Source organism: Nostoc sp. CALU 546, from assembly GCF_048836525.1.
This window is the reverse complement of sequence record NZ_JAWJTF010000090.1, coordinates 1-19449: the sequence shown is the minus strand read 5'-3', so window position 1 is coordinate 19449 and position 19449 is coordinate 1. Positions and strand designations below refer to the sequence as shown.

At 38.0% G+C, this 19449-nt stretch carries 13 protein-coding genes; 10 read left to right on the top strand and 3 right to left on the bottom strand.

From position 1 onward, the window contains the following. Positions 1-166: 166 nt before the first annotated feature. The 9 genes from RRG12_RS31755 (at position 167) to RRG12_RS31715 (ending at position 13232) form a co-directional block, all read left to right on the top strand. A complete protein-coding gene (locus RRG12_RS31755) occupies positions 167-472 on the top strand; it encodes a phosphopantetheine-binding protein (RefSeq protein WP_069074437.1) in 306 nt (101 codons plus the stop codon). Between the two features lie 167 nt (positions 473-639). Further along, positions 640-1974 (top strand): phthiocerol/phthiodiolone dimycocerosyl transferase family protein, encoded by a 1335-nt coding sequence (locus RRG12_RS31750; RefSeq protein ID WP_420761955.1) that lies wholly within the window; start codon positions 640-642, stop codon positions 1972-1974. Positions 1975-2276: 302 nt separating this feature from the next. After that, entirely contained in the window at positions 2277-4154 is a 1878-nt protein-coding gene (locus tag RRG12_RS31745; RefSeq protein WP_420761963.1) for a hypothetical protein, read from the top strand. A 434-nt stretch (positions 4155-4588) separates the two neighbouring features. After that, positions 4589-5584: an NAD-dependent epimerase/dehydratase family protein gene (locus RRG12_RS31740; RefSeq protein WP_420761954.1), complete on the top strand. Its 996-nt coding sequence runs from the start codon at positions 4589-4591 to the stop codon at positions 5582-5584. Between the two features lie 407 nt (positions 5585-5991). Further along, on the top strand, positions 5992-7629 hold the full coding sequence (locus RRG12_RS31735) for a cyclic peptide export ABC transporter (protein WP_420761953.1): 1638 nt from the start codon (positions 5992-5994) through the stop codon (positions 7627-7629). 4 nt (positions 7630-7633) lie between these two features. Then, positions 7634-9004, top strand: a complete 1371-nt coding sequence (locus RRG12_RS31730; protein ID WP_420761952.1) for a hypothetical protein — start codon at positions 7634-7636, stop codon at positions 9002-9004. Positions 9005-9188: 184 nt separating this feature from the next. Next, entirely contained in the window at positions 9189-10091 is a 903-nt protein-coding gene (locus RRG12_RS31725; protein ID WP_420761951.1) for an SDR family NAD(P)-dependent oxidoreductase, read from the top strand. A gap of 448 nt (positions 10092-10539) precedes the next feature. Next, on the top strand, positions 10540-11451 hold the full coding sequence (locus RRG12_RS31720; RefSeq protein ID WP_420761950.1) for a class I SAM-dependent methyltransferase: 912 nt from the start codon (positions 10540-10542) through the stop codon (positions 11449-11451). Positions 11452-11861: 410 nt separating this feature from the next. Then, positions 11862-13232 (top strand): hypothetical protein, encoded by a 1371-nt coding sequence (locus RRG12_RS31715; protein ID WP_420761949.1) that lies wholly within the window; start codon positions 11862-11864, stop codon positions 13230-13232. Between the two features lie 414 nt (positions 13233-13646). On the opposite strand, the gene RRG12_RS31710 is transcribed toward RRG12_RS31715, so the two are convergent. From RRG12_RS31710 to RRG12_RS31700, 3 genes are all read right to left on the bottom strand, one after another. Then, the gene (locus tag RRG12_RS31710; protein WP_420761948.1) at positions 13647-14891 is read right to left on the bottom strand and encodes a M20 family metallopeptidase; all 1245 of its coding nucleotides are present in this window, start codon (positions 14889-14891) and stop codon (positions 13647-13649) included. Positions 14892-15132: 241 nt separating this feature from the next. Further along, complete coding sequence (gene bioD / locus RRG12_RS31705) at positions 15133-15813, bottom strand: dethiobiotin synthase (RefSeq protein WP_069074428.1); 681 nt, start codon at positions 15811-15813, stop codon at positions 15133-15135. Continuing rightward, positions 15813-17492 carry a protein kinase domain-containing protein gene (locus RRG12_RS31700; RefSeq protein ID WP_420761947.1) on the bottom strand — a complete coding sequence of 560 codons (1680 nt, stop codon included), beginning with the start codon at positions 17490-17492 and terminating at the stop codon, positions 15813-15815. The genes bioD and RRG12_RS31700 overlap by 1 nt, the downstream gene beginning before the upstream one ends. Before the next feature lie 742 nt (positions 17493-18234). On the opposite strand from RRG12_RS31700, the gene RRG12_RS31695 reads away from it, so the two are divergent. Then, positions 18235-19251: a ribose-phosphate pyrophosphokinase gene (locus RRG12_RS31695; RefSeq protein ID WP_420761946.1), complete on the top strand. Its 1017-nt coding sequence runs from the start codon at positions 18235-18237 to the stop codon at positions 19249-19251. Positions 19252-19449: the final 198 nt, after the last annotated feature.

The window sequence follows — 19449 nt, the reverse complement described above, 5'->3', positions numbered from 1 at the left end:
GAAAGTTAAAACATTTTCTAGTATCTCCTAGCTTCAACTTTTCCAAAATTTTAGTGAGTATAGCAATTCTATTGATGCTATGAACAAGAATTATCGGTTTTTAACTTGTTCATATCCTATTTAGAAATGCTACATATCAAATTCCTTTTACTTCAGAGGTGTGTAAATGAGTCAGTCTACTCCTGAGACAACTAAAAAGCAGTCTTATACCGCAGAAGAAATTCAAGCTTGGTTAGTATCTCATATTGCAGAGCAGTTAGGAGTTGAACCCAAAGATATAGATGTCAGTCAGCCTTTAGATAGTTACGGTTTAGAGTCAGCGCAGGCAATGTTTCTTGTTAGCAAAGCAGAGAAATTGTTTGGTTTTGAGCTATCTCCAATTCTATTGTGGCATTACCCCACTATTGAAACTCTATCCCAGCGTTTAGCTGAAGAATCTAAAGCTTCGCAGTCAGAGATTTTTGAGATTTGAACATCAAAGCTGTTCTTGAAAAATTTACATAACAAAACTTTGATAGTTTAAAACTATGAATATATCCAGGTTTTAGCAAAGCTTACTCTACAGGTTGTTAAATAATGACAACCTCCATAGAAACTAAGCTTGCAAACATTAGTCGTTAGAACAAATCAAAAGTAAATATGATTTACAACAGGAAACTGGGACGCATCGAGCAAGCTATGGAAATCTTAAATAGCCGTGCTAAAACCTGGAACATAGTAACTATTAGTCGCATCAAGGGCTATATCTGCGAAGAAACTCTAGCACAAGCTTTAGACGTGATTCAGTGTCGTCACCCTCGTCTAAATTCTCAAATTGTTCGTTCTAAGAATAGTCTCAGTTTTCAAAATCAAGGAACTGCAAAGATTGCTTTACGGGTTGTAAGGCAGTCAAATAATCAGCAGTGGCAAGAAGTAGTTTATGAAGAGATGAACGAAAAAATTGATAGTAGCAAAGGTCTGCTACGAGTGGTTCTTGTTCATCTGGTGGGTGCGGAGCGTATAACTTACCTAATTACAACAATACACCATGCGATCGCAGATGGTTTATCATCCATCCAACTTCACTCCGAAATATTGACTTGTTGCCAAAAAATTGTGTCTGGTGAACCAATCAATCCAGGTGCTAGCTTAACTCCGCTTCCACCCATAGAAGAATTAATGCCCGAATGGACTAAAGGGTTCAGAGGTAGGATAAACAGCATTATATTGTTGTTACAGCTTGGATTACAAAAAATCTGGAATCGACCCAAAACATTAGGTTTTGAAAAGTACGTATCTATTGCAAAGCGTCGTTGCAATATTATCCACAGACAACTTGACCAAGATTTAACCCAAAAGTTTGTCGATCATTGTCGGCAAGAAAATACAACAGTGCATAGTGCATTGTGTGCTGTAATGATGTTTACAATCGGGAGAAAAATAATCAAAGGTAATAGAAAAAATATACGACTAAATTGCCTATCATATTTTGATTTGAGGAGGCATCTGGAACCAGCAATCAGTGATAATCATTTGGCGGTGTTAGCCTCCTCTAGCATGGGATTTTATACCATTAAAAAAAATACGTCCTTATGGGAATTAGCCCGCGAGGTAAAACAAAAGCTTGAAGTTAGTAAAAAATCTGGTGATCTCTTTAAAATGATTTTGATTGCCAAGAATCTTATAGATTTTTGTTTTATCTACCCCAGGCAAGTAGCTGCCACGGTGTCTGTGTCTAATGTTGGCAGAGTCAATATTCCGCAACATTACGGTGAATTTGAACTAGAAGAAATCAGTTTTGCTGGTTCCCATGCTTTGTATGCAGGTGTTTTTATTATCCACGCCTCAACTTTTCAAGGAAAAATGCTGTTGAATTTTGTCTTTTCTGAACCTTCAATTAGTCAGAATACTATGGAGACTCTTGTCAATAACGTTATGTCTTATATTCTTGAGATTTGCAATTTAAGTTTAGACTCTAGTTTAACGTGCAACTAGTACCGCATGACGTAAATAAGCCACCCATTTTAAATTTCTGAAACCCTTGTAAACAATGAATGACGAATTACGTTAGCGTAGCGTCATTACGAATTACGAATTACGAATTACGCCTTGCGGCAATAGGCTATTCATTGCTCGATTGAAAGGCTAAGAAATCAAAGCGTAACGCGAGAGTGATTAGTTCTTCAGATACGACTCTCACTCTTTAACGTGGCATTGGTTTTTCCGTTCCGGCGTATGTACCAATGACCAATGACTACTTAATGAATATTTTGAACCAATTAGGAGATTCTAAAACAATGAACGCATCAAAACTTGTCGCAAATCTTACTGAACAAGGTGTTCATTTATGGGTTGATAACGACAAATTAAAGATTCGCTCACCAAAGGGAGTCATCACATTAGAAATGCAAGCAGAAATAGTCGCTTGTAAAGCAGAGATTGTGGCATTTTTACACGAGATGGATGTAGCTGCTGACTTAGAGTGTGTTCCTTTAAGTCAAGGACTCAACTTACAAACCATTGGTCGTCTAATTGGGGGATTTACAGAACAATCAACAGTGGAGTATAAGCCACCAATTATCGATCCTAAAGTTATGGCTCAAAAGCTGATAGTTACATTTAAACCTTTACCTAATAGTTACAACAATCAAGAAATTTTGAAATTCCGCCAAGAATTGGAGGTTAAGCTGATAAATTATGGGGTTAAAGTATTAACTTGGGAAGAAGCGATCGCAGAATTTAACTATGACCTAACAATTCCAATAATTAACAAAAAGAAAAACTTCAAATTTAAAGGAGTTAAATCAGAAGTTAATGCAATTATTGATGTAGAAATACCTCATTCAATTCTAAGAAAAGTTGGTGTTTTTGCAGCAGAGGCTCTCTATCTATTTTATTCTAAATTCGTTTTAAATGGTCGTAAAATACCTGTCATAAAAATGGCTCGATTAAGCAGTTGGGCTGAGGATCACGCAGCTAAGTATGTTGATAATCCTAGTAAGACACAAGTAATTACAATTACTGACATAGACCATGATTTTATCAACCCTCTTATTCCGTATAAACAAAAAATAAATATTGGCTTAAATACTTTAATTAGAACATTCTCAGAGATTGTTGTTGGAGTATCATCTGATAAAATTTCTATATTAAACATGAATCTTTCAGACTCTATTTTCTCTAAAAATGAGATAGATAGGTTCGTCTTGAAATCACTAATCCCTAAAGTTTTTGTACCGATCGCACCACTTTTGTTGAGCCGATTTGAGCTAGGACAATATAATCCTAAAGAATCTATCTACGCTCAAAAATTAGTAAAATTGGGTCAAGAATTAGCATCAACAGGTTTATTCCCACCTGGTTTTAAGTTAGACGAAGTTATCAAAAGAAAATCTCATAGAGATATTGTCAGCGTCATTATAAATGGTAGAACAGGTGTATCCTATGGCTTTGTTGCCTATGCTGAACCTCCACAATATTTTGGAGATATAGAATTAACTAAAAATGAGTGGGAAGGTTTATTACCTGTTAAGGGATTTAGTAGTAATGAACTTCGTCAAAATGAAAAAGGTAGACGCTATGTCAAAATTAAGCTGCTAGAAGAATATGTATTTAGGCAAGTACCTGATATTTGGCTTGTAAGTTCTCGTTCAGGGTCAAATAAAACAAACTTGAATATCGCTGATGATATTATCAGAATTGGTTTGAAAGAAAAGCTATATCTCCAACTACCTAAAGTGATTCAGTCGGAGTTAGCAGATATGAAACCTTCTTATGATATTTATGTCATGCTGGCGATTAGTCTTTCGGCGGCTTTGTATACACCAGAATTAATTAAAGATGGTGCGGCAATTGTTCATTTCCACGGCTACCCAGCATTTGATTGGTTTAAACCAAATGAATACTGTGTTGGAGTACATAATCCTTCAGTACCTTGTGGAACCTATGAATCTGGTGTATTCAACTTTCTGGGTATTTCTAGCTTGGCTGGAAAACAAGCAAGAGATATATCTTTAGTTAGTTTGATAGAACCAGATCATGGCACAAATTTTATAGCTCATGATTTGGATTATCTAGTCGAAAGATTGAAAGCCGGGTGTGCAGATGGGGAAATTGAACTAGGTGGAAAACATTTTGCCTCTCTCAAATCAAAAGTAGAAGAATACAAAATATAAATTTGTGAAATAGGCTCTTAATATCACTATTTAGTCGTTAGAGGTTGCTATATAAGCATACTTCAAAAGGGTGATTTTCTTTGCTACGGAATACCTGCGCGTAGCAAGCTTTAAGAGTAGGGATACGATACAATACAGCAAAGCTGAAGCAGCTAATCACGATTAAACTTAGGTCATTCGTATAAAAATGCTAGAAATAACGCTCTAGTATTTTTACACGAATGACTTTTTAGTTTGGATCAAAAATTTCTCAAGTATTTATCAAGTTGCATGTGAGTTGCATATGAGTTGCGATTGAGTATCTCGCCGTCATAATATGCTTATAAATCACAACTGGAGGAGATTATTAGGCAGTGTTAAAAAGATTCTTACTATATATGAGAATCAATGACGCACCTGAAATCAAACCAGTAACACAGTGGTAGATTAAATCTGTGAATATCGAAAACAAAACTCTTCTCATCACAGAAATTAATGGGTTTGTCGGCTTGCGTTTTGCTGAGTTAGCCATAGCAAAGGGAATGAAAGTCCGTGGGCTGCAAAGTTCCCCAGATAAAGCTAAAGCAAAAAAAGCGCAAAAGCTGGACATTGAGCTGATTGCTGGTAATGTTACTAACCCAGCTATTGCCAAAATTGCTTGTCAGGGAGTAGATGTAGTTGCACATACGGCTGAACTAGCGAAAGAGGGTGGATCACTTGACTATTTTCGCGAGGTAAATGTTGGCGGCACTGTCAATATAGCTAAAGCTGCTAAGAATGCTGGTGTTAAGACCTTTGTGCATCTTTCAAGTGGGATGGTCTACGGCTTCAACTATTGCGATCGCATTACAGAATTTGGGCCATTGTCTGGAGATAATAATCCCTACTGTCAAACGAAAATAGAAGCCGAAGAAGCAATATTACCACTAAATTCCCCACCAGATTTTGGCCTCATCATCATTAGAGCAGGTGATGTTTATGGCCCAGGAAGTATTCCTTGGATAGTCCGACCCATTTTGATGATGCGTCAAAAAGAATTTGTCTATGTCAATGATGGGAGAGGAGTTATCAATCATGTATACATAGACAACTTGATTGATGCTATCTTTTTGGCGATCGAAAAAGAAACCTACGGTGAAATATTTAATATCACTGATGGACAAGAAACTTCTTGGAAAGAATATTTTACCTATTTGGTAGAAATGGCAGGTACGCCTACACCCATATCTCTGCCAAAAGATGAACTCCAACTTCTGATAAAACTACGTTCCCAAGGGCAGAAACTATTTGGCAAAAAAGCCGATATTCTGCCGGAATCTATAGATTTTATCACTCGTCCCTATGCTTATTCAATTGCTAAAGCAGAAAGTCTTTTGGATTATAAACCCAAAATTGATTTGCAAGAGGGGATGCAGCGCATACAAGAATGGCTACAAAAAGCAGACATCTAAATGATAATTTAGTCGCTGTAGTCGATTTATAAAGTTTCAATACCAAGTGTAAGACCATCAACCACACATATCAAGCGTTAGACCATTAACCATACATACCAAGTGTTAGACCATCAACCACACATACCAAGTGTTAGACCATCTTAATAAGCAACACAGTTCAGATAAGCCCAAAACACTTGTAGAGACGGCGATTCATCGCGTCTTCAAAGACAAATTATCTACACTAGTAACCTTAACTGAACCGTATTGTCTTAATAACGACTCACTAAGTACAAATTGATGGCAGCCCAATGTGTAGAATATCTCCCTTATCAAGGAGTTTATTAAGTAAATAACATATCTGCTTAATTACTCTTCAAAAAAGTCTCTGCGTCAGACCGAATGCTGTGGATTGTTAATTACTTATGAGCCTGATCCACCTTCTATTACGTACTTCTTCTCTCCACCTTAGTCTTGCAATATTAGCTGGTATTTTTAGTGGCGCTACTGCTGCTGGCTTAATTGCCATAATTAATATGACATTAAGCCAAAATCATCCATCAAAAACTATATTGATTTGGAGTTTTGTTAGTCTTTGTCTAATACGACTAATTGCTAGTTTTACTTCTCAATTTCTGTTAATCCAACTTTCACAAAAAGCAATTCTCAATTTGCGGATACTTTTAACCCGCCGCATTCTTGCCTCACCCTTACGTCATTTAGAACAAATCGGTGCTCATGGTCTTTTAGCCGTCCTCACTGAAGATATTCAAACAATCTCTAATACAATTATTACTGTTCCTTTTGTATGTATTAACATTGCTATTGTGATTGCTTGTCTGATTTATCTGGGCTGGTTATCTAAAGTTGTCTTCCTTATAGGTATTAGCTTTATGTTTCTGGGAATATTTAGCTATTCACTACCAATGAAGAAAGCTATGTCTTTTCTAAAATTGGCTCGTGAACAGGAAGATAGATTGTTTAAGCATTTCCGTACTGTAACTCAAGGCACAAAAGAACTTAAGCTAAATCATAGTCGACGGCAAGCCTTTCTCTCTGAAGATTTTCATACCACTGCCTTATCATCTCGTCATCATAATGTTGTGGGTATGAGTATCTTTGCTGCTGCTGCAAGTTGGGGACAAATTCTATTTTTTGTGGCTATCGGGTTACTTTTATTCATCATACCTACTATCAATAAAATTCATCCGACAACTTTATCTGCATATGCTCTAACTATTATTTATTTAATATCACCTCTAGAGTACATTATGAGTATGATGCCTAGTATAACTAGAGCTTTAGTTGCTTTAAAAAAAGTAGATTCTTTAGGACTTTCATTAGCCAATTACTCAAACGATAGTAGTTACAATATTTCACTGGCATCAGATAAATCTTGGAACTGCTTAGAACTAGTAAATGTAACCCATACTTATTATCAAGAGCGAGAAGAAAGCAACTTTATCCTTGGGCCTATTAACTTGAAATTTCATCCAGGAGAACTTGTTTTTATTGTAGGAGGTAATGGTAGTGGTAAGTCTACCCTCGCTAAATTAATTACTGGGCTTTACATTCCTGAAACAGGAAATGTTTATCTAGATGAAAATCTCATCGATAATCATAATTTAGAGTGGTATCGCCAGCAATTTTCTGTAGTATTTTCCGATTTTTATCTTTTTGATCGCTTCCTAGGTTTGGATAGTAACGATCTAGATATTCAGACTCAAAAGTACCTTGTTCAACTACAACTAGACCATAAAGTTAAGGTCAAGAATGGAGTACTTTCTACCACCGACCTTTCTCAAGGACAGCGCAAGCGACTTGCTCTAGTTACTGCTTATTTAGAAGACCGTCCTATCTATATGTTTGATGAGTGGGCATCAGATCAAGATCCTATATTTAAGGAAATTTTCTACACTCAACTTCTGGCAGAGCTAAAGAATAGAGGTAAAACTGTACTGGTTATCAGTCATGACGACCAATATTTTTACCTAGCAGATCGGATTGTCAAGCTGGAATACGGCCAAGTAAAAACTGAACATCTAAACATTGGAAAGGAGTAAAGCAATGTTTTTGAATAACTTAGTAGAAGCTTCATATCGCCCCAGCAATTTTTTAAGAAAAGAAAAACTTGCATCACAAAGCAAACAAGACAAAATTTTGGCAGCAGATGTAAAATCTGTTCTGTATTACAGAACTTGGATTCAGGCTAAAACTAATAATACTTTCGACAAAACCAGAATATTAGGAGTAGTAGCAACTGCCAAAGGAGCCGAAAATTATTTACCCTATACTATCCCTAAAATCATTCAACAAATTTCTGAAACCGGGATGATGGCTGATATAGTAATCGGTCTGAATAATGGTTTTGAATGTCCGACTGTTATCGACCGTTTTACTTTGCTGCCAGATGTCCAAGTCATTCATCTATATACTGAGGATAAGTTAGCTAACAATATCCCAGCGATAATATTTGACAATCTAGTATGCAAAGGTCAATCTTATTATTTAAGTAACATCGAACCTCCGCAATCCAGACACAGGATATTTGTAGTCCATCAAAAAGAGGGGCAATACGCCGCAGGTAAAATTCGAGTTTTGGGAGATATTTATGGTTCATTACTATTCAATAGTATAGAGAATGGATGGATACCACCTGCCATTTTAGTGACTTTTGATGCTGAATCTCAGTTTTTAGTGACGCATAATTCTTCAGTTACAGATATAGAGTCTAATGGCTTAAAATTAATCGTAAATCAACTACAAAATCACCCTGAAATCGATATTTTAGGTACAAGAAATAAGTTTGCAATTTACCAAAAATCAATAGTAAACGGAATTGAAGTTTTACTACCTAACTTTAGTGAACAAGTGCCCCCTATTCAATGGTTTATAGATATTGTTCATGGTAGATTCAGCGGCTTTCAGTGTAAATGGGGAGGAGGCACATTTGGTAGGACTGATGTAATAGTTAGCTTGTTAGTAGTGATCTCTAGAAATTATCCAGGTATCAGAGGTGAAGATACTCAACTCACTATATTAGCCAAATATGCAGGTTTTATAGGCGACATATTTTTAGATGTCATTTCTACAAATAGAACTCCCAGTATGACGGATATGACAATAGAACAGCCACAAAAAAAAGCTTGGGTAGAACAAATATATAGATGGTTAGTTTCTACTTATCCATTAAATTTACTTTATGGAGAACATAACATTAAAAGCTTGGTAAATTATTATGGCTTTCCTTGGTTTATTTTGACCAATCCGATTAAATTTTTGAAACTAGTAATGGCAAATGAAAAAATCAACTTATCTACAGTAACTAATAAAATAAAGTTAATAATAATTGCGTATTTGACTTTTCAAAAAATCCAAAATAAAAGCAGGAAAAATCCTGATATTTTACAAGGCAGCGAAGCAAAAGCTTTTTGGTGAAAGTAATCAGATCAATAATAAATACAGTGTAAAGTTGCAGCTTATTTTTATTTTATTAATTCATATAATTACAGCATAAAATAGCTGCCATAATAGACAGGATAAATTATCTAAAAAAGCTGTTATTTAGCTTCATAGTCTGAAATAGTTTGACAGCAACAGGATAAGGTTTAAGGTGTTTATCATGACAAATTTAGCAGGTAAAACAGTACTTTTGACAGGTGCATCACGCGGTTTAGGAGTATACATTGCCCATGCTCTAGCTAGAGAGCAGGCAACTGTGGTTTGCGTTTCTCGTTTTAAGTCCGGACTAGATTCAACATGCGCTCAAATCAAAGCTTTGGGTGGGAAAGGGATAAGTATTCCCTTTGATATTAAAAACGTGACAGAATTATCAACTCTCAAACAGCAGATTAATAAAGTTGTTGGTTCGGTTGATATTGTAATTAATAATGCTGGGATAGAAATTTACCGAGATTTCGTTGATTATTCTCTAGAGGATCTCCAGTCAATATTAACAATTAATCTACTGGCTGCTACCGAGTTAACCCGTTTATTTCTGCCAAGCATGTTGGAGCGTCGTAGTGGTCACATTGTTAATATTGCTTCTCTAGCTGGTAAAAAGGGAGTCCCTTACAACAGTATTTATTCTGCGAGTAAAGCTGGTTTGATTATGTGGACTGATGCTATGCGACAAGAATTAGCTGCCACTGATACACATATCTCGGTGATCTGTCCAGGATATATCTCTGAAACTGGCATGACTGTTAATAGTCGCGTGCCTGCTCCTTGGTTACCAGGTATATCTACACCAACAGATGTAGCAAATGCAGTAATTAGAGCTATTAAACAAAACAAGGCAGAAATAATTGTTAATAAAAATCTGTTAACAGAAAATATGGCGAAACTAATGTTTGCTACTGGGCAATTTTTTCCAGAATTTGTAGATGCAGTTTATCATTGGTTGGATGTAGTTAAGCTGAACCGAAGGCGTGCAAATGCGACAACTTTTGCCACAGATCAGAGCAATGCGCCAACGTCACAAAAAGAGTTAAGTCCTCTTAATAATTTGCTTATAAGTAGATGAGGAAATTTACGGCAGTACTTAAATCCGTTTATAACTTTTAGGCTACCTCGATGTGTAATAGCGATCGCTCTTGTAATAAATATACTCATACCAGATATATCAGAAGAGCTATTACTATTCACTCTGCTAATACCAATTCTGTATGAAGACGCACATCATAATACCCCCCTGTAGTCCCCCAAGGCATTGGGGGGGGGCGGCAATAGCTGGAGGTGAATTATATGCAGCTTCATAAAGAAACGGTATAAAACTAATACTAATACATCATGAAAATAGTGATGCATATGAGTTGCAATCGAGTATCTTAATAAAATAATATATTTTTGTCAAAAACACAGATGTATATAAGGATTAATCAAGGGTAATATTGAGCATCAATAATTAATAAATAGCTTAGTTTTACCTCTGGTTACTAGTCTCAATTATCAAACAATAGGGAATTCAAAATATGAGCTTTTCTACTTGCGAGCCTCGAAGTCTTCCTTCTTCTCTTGTTAAACCACTTGATGATAACAACCGTATTATTAATTTAATTGCTGAAATTACTAACCAACCTGTTGAAATTGTTCGTCAAAACCTAGAAGAAGAAGAACTTTGTCTTGGGAGTAAACAAATCCGTGAATTTCATGACCAGGGTTTGTTACCCCATGTGTGGAGTGAAGAAATGAGCGAATTTTACAAGAATACAGATGCATTTTTGTATAATTTGGTGGTCTGGAACCGTAATCACATTAAGTTACAAATGCGTGATTGGATCGGGAAGTATTTGAACCGCGAAGATAGTTCTTGTTTGGATATTCTCTGTTTAGGGGATGGCTTAGGCATTGACACTCTTTATTTGGCTCAGGCAGGACATCATGTTACTTATTATGATGTACCAGGTTATACCGAAACATTTGCTCGTCGGCTCTTTAGAGACTCCGGTTTGGTAGTAAACGTTGTTAATGATATTGAGGCAATTTCTCAAGAATTTTATGATGTGGTTTTGTGCTTAGATGTGCTGGAACACGTATCCGAACCACCCTCATTTGTAGCTGAAATCGCTGGCTATTTGCGATTTGGAGGAAGAGCTATTATCAATGCCCCATTCCATTTAGTTAATGAGAATCATTTGACACATCTAAAGTCAAATCAAAAGTATAGTGGCAGGTTGGATCTGTTTACTAAGCAAGGATTACATTTGGTTGACGGACAACTTGGTTGGAATCCAATCGTACTTCGTAAAATTGACCAGAAAGCACAATTGCCCAGTTTGTGGAATCTACATTTGTGGGGTATTCGCTTAGTGGGACTGTATATTGCCATGACTACGCGTATATGGGCTAATCCATTTTTATGGACTACTCACAATAAAGAATAGACCTATATTGAAAATAGGGAGTGTAGGAGGATAAAAAAGCTTATCTGAAACTTATTGAGCTTTCAGCGAATTACTCAACTTCATCTTTATAGCTCAATACTGCTCAGTTAAGCTTAAAAAATAATAACTTATAGCTTGGATTGAGGAACAAAACAAAAAATTTATAGGGTTTATTAGGTTGATAAATAGCAAAATTTAACCTAATAATATCCTTAATCTAGTAAGCAGTATTACCTTGTACAGCAGTCCTAAATCTAAATTATTCGTGATAATTGGAGATGCTCTTAACCCTCTTTTATTCCTCCCTTAGTAAGGTGAAATGGCGTTAGTTTTAGGTTGAATTTTATTACAAATAATTTAGGATTTCTATCCCTTACACCTAGTAGTAAATCTTTCAGGAGAAGCAAATAATGCTTTTAACAAATTTAAAGGTATTAGTCACATCTACTTTGTCAAGTAGCATTTTAGAAGAAAGAGTGCCAGTACGAGAAAAACAAGATATAAATTTGAAAAAAGATGTAGAAAATGTCTTATGTTACAAAGCGTGGATTAGGAACAAAACTAATAATACTTTTGATAATACAAGAATATTAGGAATAGTAGCCTGTGCAAAAGGAGCGGAAAAATTTTTGCCATATACTATTCCCAAGATTATTCAACAAGTCTCAGAAATTGGAATGATGGCTGATATAGTCATTGGTTTAAACAATGGCTTTGAATGTCCTGCTGTTATTGACCGTTTTACTTTGCTGCCAAATGTCCAAGTCATTCATCTATACACTGCTGAGAAATTGGCAAACAATATTCCATCGAAAATTTTTGACAATTTAATGTGTGAAGGAAAACCATATTCTTTAAGTAATTTTGTCTACCCGGATTACCAGCACAGAATATTTATTGTTCACCAAAAGGAAGGAGTATATGCAGCAGGAAAAATTAGAGTTTTAGGCGATATTTATAGTTCATTACTATTGAATAGTATAGATAATGGATGGATACCTCCTGTAATATTATTTACCTTCGATGCTGAATCTCAATTTTTGATTGAGCAAAATTATCCGTTTTTAGACCTAGATTCTAACGGCTTAAAATTAATAATTAGCCAACTTAATGAGCATAGTAAAATAGATATTATCAGCACAAGAAATAGATTTGCTGTATATGAAAAAACTATAATAGATGGAACTGAAATTCTTTTGCCTGACTTTAGCCAAGAAATTCCTCCTATTCAATTATTTTTAGACCTTATGCATGGTAGACACAATGGTTTTCTGTGGATGCAAGGAGGAGGTACATTTGGAAGAACAGATGCACTGATCAGTTTGTTAGTTGTTATTGCTCAAACTTACCCTGGGATCAGGGTTGAAGATACTCATCTTAGTATCCTAGCTAAGTATGCAGGCTTTATCTACGAAATCTTATTAGATGTTGTTTCTATAAATAAAACTCCCAGTCCTACCGACATAACTATGGATAAACCACCGAAAAAAGCTTGGATTGAGCAAGTATCTAGATGGAATGCTGGTGCTTACGCATTGGAATTATGTTATGGAAAACATAATATTAGTGCAATAACATCTGGTAAAGTTTCTTTGTCTATTCTTAGAGAACCAGTTAAATTCTTGAAAAGATTGAAGGGAAAAGATAAACTTAATCTCTATACAATATTTCACAAAACAAAAGTTTTAGCAAGCGCCTTTTTTATCTCTCAAAAAATTGCTAGGAATAGTTTAGATAAGCCTGACATCCTACAAGGAAATGAAGCCAAAGCTTGCTGGTAAAATTAGATATTATCTTAAATAAATCATCTGATGAAAAACAAAGCACTTGCACTTCATTATCGACTCGTTAAAAAGAGTTATTATGGCTTACCAAGCAATTTTAAATTTTCTTAATCAGGTCTATTGTATAGATATGAATTTTACTTTCAGCAGGTGCAGTTTCGTCTTCGTTGCTAGCATCAATGCTTGCTGCCCCAACCAGGCACTCAATTAGTATCAATATCAATCAAACCTTTTTCTACTCGCTTATTGGTTTTCACCTCAATTTGACATATGTAGGAATCCGCTTTGATTTCTGAAATTATTGGCGTAGATAGGCAATAGGTAACAATAAACAAGCCTCTTCAAGTTGTACTGATTTTTTTCAAAAATTAAATAGGAGTCCTATATGCACAGATACGGTTAACCTATCTTTTAAGTTGAAATAAAGTACTTTTCCACACATCTAACAAATATTTCTACACCCATTGCCAAGGCGGTTTCGTCAAAATCAAACCGGGGATGATGATGCGGATATGCTAAGTCTTTCGCGGGGTTAGCAGAACCCATAAAGAAATAGCAACCAGGAACCTCTTGCAAGAAAAATGACATATCTTCAGCAGCCATTGTTTGGCATTCGGGCACAATACCCATAGGAGTTTCTACCACTTCTTCTGCTACACTTCGTACCAGTTCTGCCATTTTAATATCATTAATTACTGGTGGATAAAGTGACCAGTAGTCTAAATCATAACTCGCTCCATAACTCTGACAAATTCCAGCAATAATCTGCTCGACACGCTGGTTAAAAAAGCCTTTCAAACTGGGATTAAAATACCTAACAGTTGCACTCATTCTCGCTGTATCAGCAATCACATTCCGCTTGGTTCCAGCATGAAGTTCGCCTACTGTCACCACTGCTGAATCAATGGGATTAACATTCCGAGCGACAATGGTTTGCAAGGCATTGACGATTTGAGCAGCAACAACTACTGAGTCAACAGTTTGATGGGGTAGTGCGCCGTGTCCACCTTTGCCCAAAATTGTGCAGTTAAAGCACTCCACAGCTGCCATCAATGCCCCAGCCCGCACCCCCACTGTTCCTAAAGGCAAATTATTCCATAAGTGCAAACCAATAATCGCGTCAACATCAGGATTTTTCAGGACTCCAGCTTCAATCATCGGCTTTGCACCTCCTGGTGATTCTTCAGCTGGCTGAAAGATAATTTTCACCGTACCGGAGAAATCTTGGCGATGCTGCTGGAGATAGTAAGCTGTACCTAATGCGATCGCAGTATGCCCATCATGTCCACAAGCGTGCATCACTCCATTATGCTGCGATTTGTAGGGCACTTCGTTGAGTTCTTGGATTGGCAATGCATCCATATCTGCCCGAATCGCTAAAACTTTGTCAGTGCTGAGTGGGGAGTGCTGAGTGCTGAGTTTATTGCCTTTGATGGTGGCAACAATCCCAGTGTGGGCAATGCCAGTTTGATGCTCAATTCCCCATTCTTGCAGCTTTTGTGATACAAACTCAGCCGTCAGTTTTTCTTGAAAACCCAACTCTGGTTGTTGATGCAATCGCCGCCGCCACTCTACTAATTGCGGTTGCAATGAACGGATCGCCAGTCGGATGCGAGATATATCAACAGAAGAGGGATTGGGAAAGGTGGAAACCATTATGAAGACAAACTAGTTTAAGTACAGCTAACTTAGGCGGCTAACTGAGTTTATTTTCCCAGTTTATCGTAGGGAATGGGGCATGGGGCATTGGGTATGGGGCATGGGGAATAGACGCACATTTTTCAGGAGGGGTTTGAATCCTATAAGTGAAAAAACCTCCTGCCTCCTGCCTCCTGCCTCCTGCCTCCTTCAATTTCGGAGATGTTTAATGCCCAATGCCCAATGCCCAATACCCAACTTAAAGTGTCAGTGTTTCCCAATCTAAATCTGATGCTATTTGAGCAAGTTTATCTAAATCAGTCAGGTTATCTAGATAAGGTAAGCAGCCTAAAACTGGTGTGTTAGTCAGTGATTGAATCAATTGAGATGGTGTCCAGTCGGCTATTTCTGCATCTGTTCGGGGTTGTACGCAGTTCAGCACAATGCCTTTGAGGTTGACGCGCGATTGTCTCGCTAATGCTACATTCGCCACTGCTTGAGCGATCGCTCCTAATCTCACTGGCACTACCAATACTGTTGGTAATCGCCATTCTCCTGCTAAATCAGCTACCGTTAATTCCTCGGTTATTGGCGAACCTAATCCTCCCAAAGCTTCTACCAGCACAAAATCACGATGCGATCGCAACTTAGACAAAGCTTGCCACACAAGAGCTAAATCTACTTGACGATTTTCCTTTGCTGCGGCGATGGGAGGAGCCAGAGGTGCTTGAAAGTACAAAGGTGTAATTTCTTCAGCAGATTGTTCTAGCGCAAACAGCTTTTGATACCACTCGCGATCGCCAACTCCCGATTGAATCGGTTTCATAATTCCCCAGCTATGCTGCGGGTAATATTTTTGCCAATATGCTGCTAGCGCTGTTGTTAAAACAGTTTTACCAGCTTCCGTATCAGTTCCAGTAATCAGTAGCGTGCTTAACATTAATTTCTTTGGCCAGAAAATGGTTGTGTTTCATCAACCGGCGGAAAAGTTGGCGTTTCACCAGTTGGAGGAATTGGTATGAGTGTCTCTGTGGGAATTGGTAAAGGTGTCTCTGTGGGAAATGGCAAGGGTGTCTCTGTGGGAATTGGCAGGGGTGTTTCTGTGGGAATTGGTTTGACTGGTTTCTCTAATGAAACATTGAGATTGTAATTACTTTCGGCAACTCCTGGAAGCAGAGTTAACTCAATAGTATATCTACCAGTTAGCAGCAATGTGCCTTCGTATGCTGCTACTTGTCGGGCATTAAGATCAATTGGTTGTTCATTGGGACTTAAGACTGTTAGCAAAATGCTGCTTCCTGGCTCAAGAAACGTAGTTAACTTGTCACCTTCCTGCCCAGAAAAAGTATACCGGATTATCTGATTTACTTGGAGAGTATCTTCAACTGTGACTGTGTTATTCAACGATCCCAGATTGAGGGGCTTAGTAGATACAACAGGTTGATCGTTAGTAGGCGTAGGTGTGGGTGTGGCTGTGAATGTAGTACCACCAGAAATTACTGGTGAAGGGAAATTTTGTGGAAGCGTCTCATCTGTTGCTGTTTTCGACTGACTGCGAATGGAACTGACTAATGCCCAAGAACCAAATCCCGCGACGATTACTACAATAATGGCAATTGCCGCGATCGCTAACGGATTATCCAAGAGTGAACTAGAGGGACTTGGTGGAATCACAGGATCGGGTTTCTTCTTCGGCGAAACTGGTGATGCTACCGCGTCAGGACGGCGACCAACAGCCATTGTCTGCAAGTTAGACACATTCAGGGAAGGAAGACTGACTTGCTCTAAAGGTTGTAGTGCTTGAGATACACTAGCAGCACTTTGATAGCGATCGCTCGGTATATGATTCAACATTCGATTCACAACCTGGGCAAATCGCGGACTGACTTTTACCCACCGCTGCCAATTCCAAGTTAGTTGGTTTTCATCAAATAGATCCCTTGGTTCTTTGCCAGTCAGCAAAACTACCGCACTCACCGCTAATGCATACAAGTCGCTGCTAGGGTAAGCTCCCCCTGTTTGCATTTGTTCACTAGGAGAGTAGCCTAATTTTCCCACAGTGGTTTCTGGCATTACACTCTCTGGCGATCGCAAACGCGTTGCCAGTTCCTTTACCACCCCAAAGTCAATTAACACAGGTTTAGCGTCACTATCTCGCAAAATAATATTTTCTGGCGAGATATCTCGGTGAATAATCCCTCGACTGTGAATATGCTCTAAAACAGGCAGCAACGACTGTATCAGCTGCAATACTTCTGCCTCTGTGAAAGTTTGACCAAGCGCTTGACGTTCAGCTAGTAGAGTTCGGTACGTCTGACCTGCAACGTAGTCCTCTACCAAAAATAAGCGTTGGTCTTGCTCAAATCTTTCCCGGAATTTAGGGACTTGTGGGTGTTCGATTTGATATAAAATGGCAGCTTCTCGGTGAAAAAGCTCTTGTGCCTTTTCTAAAGCCAAAGCCTCCGTTGCTGTTGAAATCAATTCCTTGATCGCGCAAAGTTCGTTAAAGCGCCTCTGGTCTTCTGCCAGATAGGTTCTACCACATCCTCCTTGTCCGAGAATTTGAATTATGCGGTAACGGTTTTGCAAGACAGTGCCAACTGTAATGGGTGGTTGCATGATCGATTGATTGAGTGTAGTAGCAACTGAGGAGGAAGTCACCCACAAAGATTAAGTCCAAGAGGCAACACAGTTACATGCAGCGATATTCTACCTTACCTAATGGGTATACCCCCAGTTAGGAGTATACGCAAATTAATTAAGGAGGCAAGAGGCAGGGGGCAGGGGGCACGAGGCAGGACAATAGGGTTCGGATAAGCATTTTTCACTTTCCTTGTGGTCTGGGGAAAGGGGTTGGAGGTATTGGCTAAAAGAATGTATTCAAAGCTTTTCCTCTTTTTCCGTTATTTTGGAATTTTATTGTGTGAATTAAAACTTAAAATTAAATCTGCCAGTTTATTTATTTATTGCTAGTATCATAGAATATAATAAGATACACCCTAAACACTTAGTCCCAAATGTTCTCTTGTCTAAGAGCAAACTTAAATATCATTTAACTTGTCAATGCTTTACTGTCAGTTATAAATGAGGTATTTAGAAGAAGCAAACTATTACACCAATATTTTGATAAATTGAGGTTATTTGCCTCAACTCAAAAAAATTTGAACTATAGACCTAGTAGACAGACTTGATGTCCGTTAAGCTATCAATAGTTTGCTTGCCAAGAAAATTAGACAGTTAGCGAATGATAATTTTATGGGAAAATGTTTAAATTTTGTATGGAAGCTTTAACAAAACTCACAGATGTTTTTTTAGGCTATTTATCGGTTAAATCTATTAAATCTCCAATGATAATATTGCTATGAATCCACATAGAGGATCTGCTGTTCTCAGTTCTGCAACTTTCAAAATGCAACCATCTGCAACAGGGCTGACCGAGAATCATCGCCTGAGACTTTTTTCTGGCTCCGCCAATATACAACTGTCTCAAGAAGTCGCTCGTTATGTGGGCATGGACTTGGGGCCAATGATTCGCAAAAGATTTGCGGACGGAGAACTTTACGTTCAAATCCAAGAATCGATTCGAGGTTGTGATGTCTATTTAATCCAGCCATGTTGTCAACCTGTAAACGATCATTTGATGGAATTATTGATTATGGTTGACGCTTGTCGTCGGGCTTCTGCGCGACAGGTGACGGCAGTAATTCCTTACTATGGCTATGCTCGTGCCGATCGCAAAACAGCAGGACGAGAGTCAATAACTGCCAAGCTGGTTGCTAACTTGATCACCGAAGCAGGTGCCAACCGCGTTCTAGCAATGGATTTACACTCGGCTCAGATTCAAGGCTATTTCGATATACCTTTTGATCATGTTTACGGTTCGCCAGTATTGCTAGATTATCTAGCCAGCAAACAACTGCCCGACCTAGTAGTTGTTTCCCCTGATGTTGGTGGTGTCGCACGAGCCAGAGCATTTGCCAAAAAACTGAATGATGCCCCACTGGCAATTATTGACAAACGTCGTCAGGCACATAATGTCGCAGAAGTGTTAAATGTTATCGGCGATGTTAAAGGCAAAACGGCAGTGTTGGTGGATGACATGATCGACACTGGAGGAACGATCGCAGAAGGAGCGCGATTACTCCGTGAAGAAGGAGCGCGTCAAGTATACGCCTGTGCAACTCATGCAGTCTTCTCTCCACCAGCTGTGGAGCGGTTGTCCAGTGGATTGCTTGAGGAAGTCATTGTCACCAATACGATTCCCATACCAGAAAACAATCGTTTTCCCCAACTAGTGGTGCTGTCAGTAGCTAATCTCTTAGGAGAAACTATCTGGCGGATTCATGAAGATACTTCAGTCAGTAGTATGTTCCGTTAGTAAATAAAAGGCTGTCATTCGTGTTATTGGCAGCCATCTGGTGAAAATGATGTAGGGATAATTCATGAATTGTCCCTACCAAGGATTTCGAGCAACGCAAAATTAATTTTCACCTTTTTTATCAACCTAAATTTAAACAAGTTGTTAACTATATCAACGAACTTTGGGGGTTTGAGTCTCTAATCAGGCATTCCTATG

Bases quoted from the DNA above. Each gene is read 5' to 3' on its own strand.
- RRG12_RS31700 (WP_420761947.1), bottom strand. From the start codon at position 17,492: ATGCAACCACCCATTACAGTTGGCACTGTCTTGCAAAACCGTTACCGC.
- RRG12_RS31745 (WP_420761963.1), top strand. From the start codon at position 2,277: ATGAACGCATCAAAACTTGTCGCAAATCTTACTGAACAAGGTGTTCAT.
- RRG12_RS31735 (WP_420761953.1), top strand. From the start codon at position 5,992: ATGAGCCTGATCCACCTTCTATTACGTACTTCTTCTCTCCACCTTAGT.
- RRG12_RS31695 (WP_420761946.1), top strand. From the start codon at position 18,235: ATGAATCCACATAGAGGATCTGCTGTTCTCAGTTCTGCAACTTTCAAA.
- RRG12_RS31755 (WP_069074437.1), top strand. From the start codon at position 167: ATGAGTCAGTCTACTCCTGAGACAACTAAAAAGCAGTCTTATACCGCA.
- RRG12_RS31720 (WP_420761950.1), top strand. From the start codon at position 10,540: ATGAGCTTTTCTACTTGCGAGCCTCGAAGTCTTCCTTCTTCTCTTGTT.
- RRG12_RS31750 (WP_420761955.1), top strand. From the start codon at position 640: ATGATTTACAACAGGAAACTGGGACGCATCGAGCAAGCTATGGAAATC.
- RRG12_RS31710 (WP_420761948.1), bottom strand. From the start codon at position 14,891: ATGGTTTCCACCTTTCCCAATCCCTCTTCTGTTGATATATCTCGCATC.
- bioD (WP_069074428.1), bottom strand. From the start codon at position 15,813: ATGTTAAGCACGCTACTGATTACTGGAACTGATACGGAAGCTGGTAAA.
- RRG12_RS31715 (WP_420761949.1), top strand. From the start codon at position 11,862: ATGCTTTTAACAAATTTAAAGGTATTAGTCACATCTACTTTGTCAAGT.
- RRG12_RS31725 (WP_420761951.1), top strand. From the start codon at position 9,189: ATGACAAATTTAGCAGGTAAAACAGTACTTTTGACAGGTGCATCACGC.
- RRG12_RS31730 (WP_420761952.1), top strand. From the start codon at position 7,634: ATGTTTTTGAATAACTTAGTAGAAGCTTCATATCGCCCCAGCAATTTT.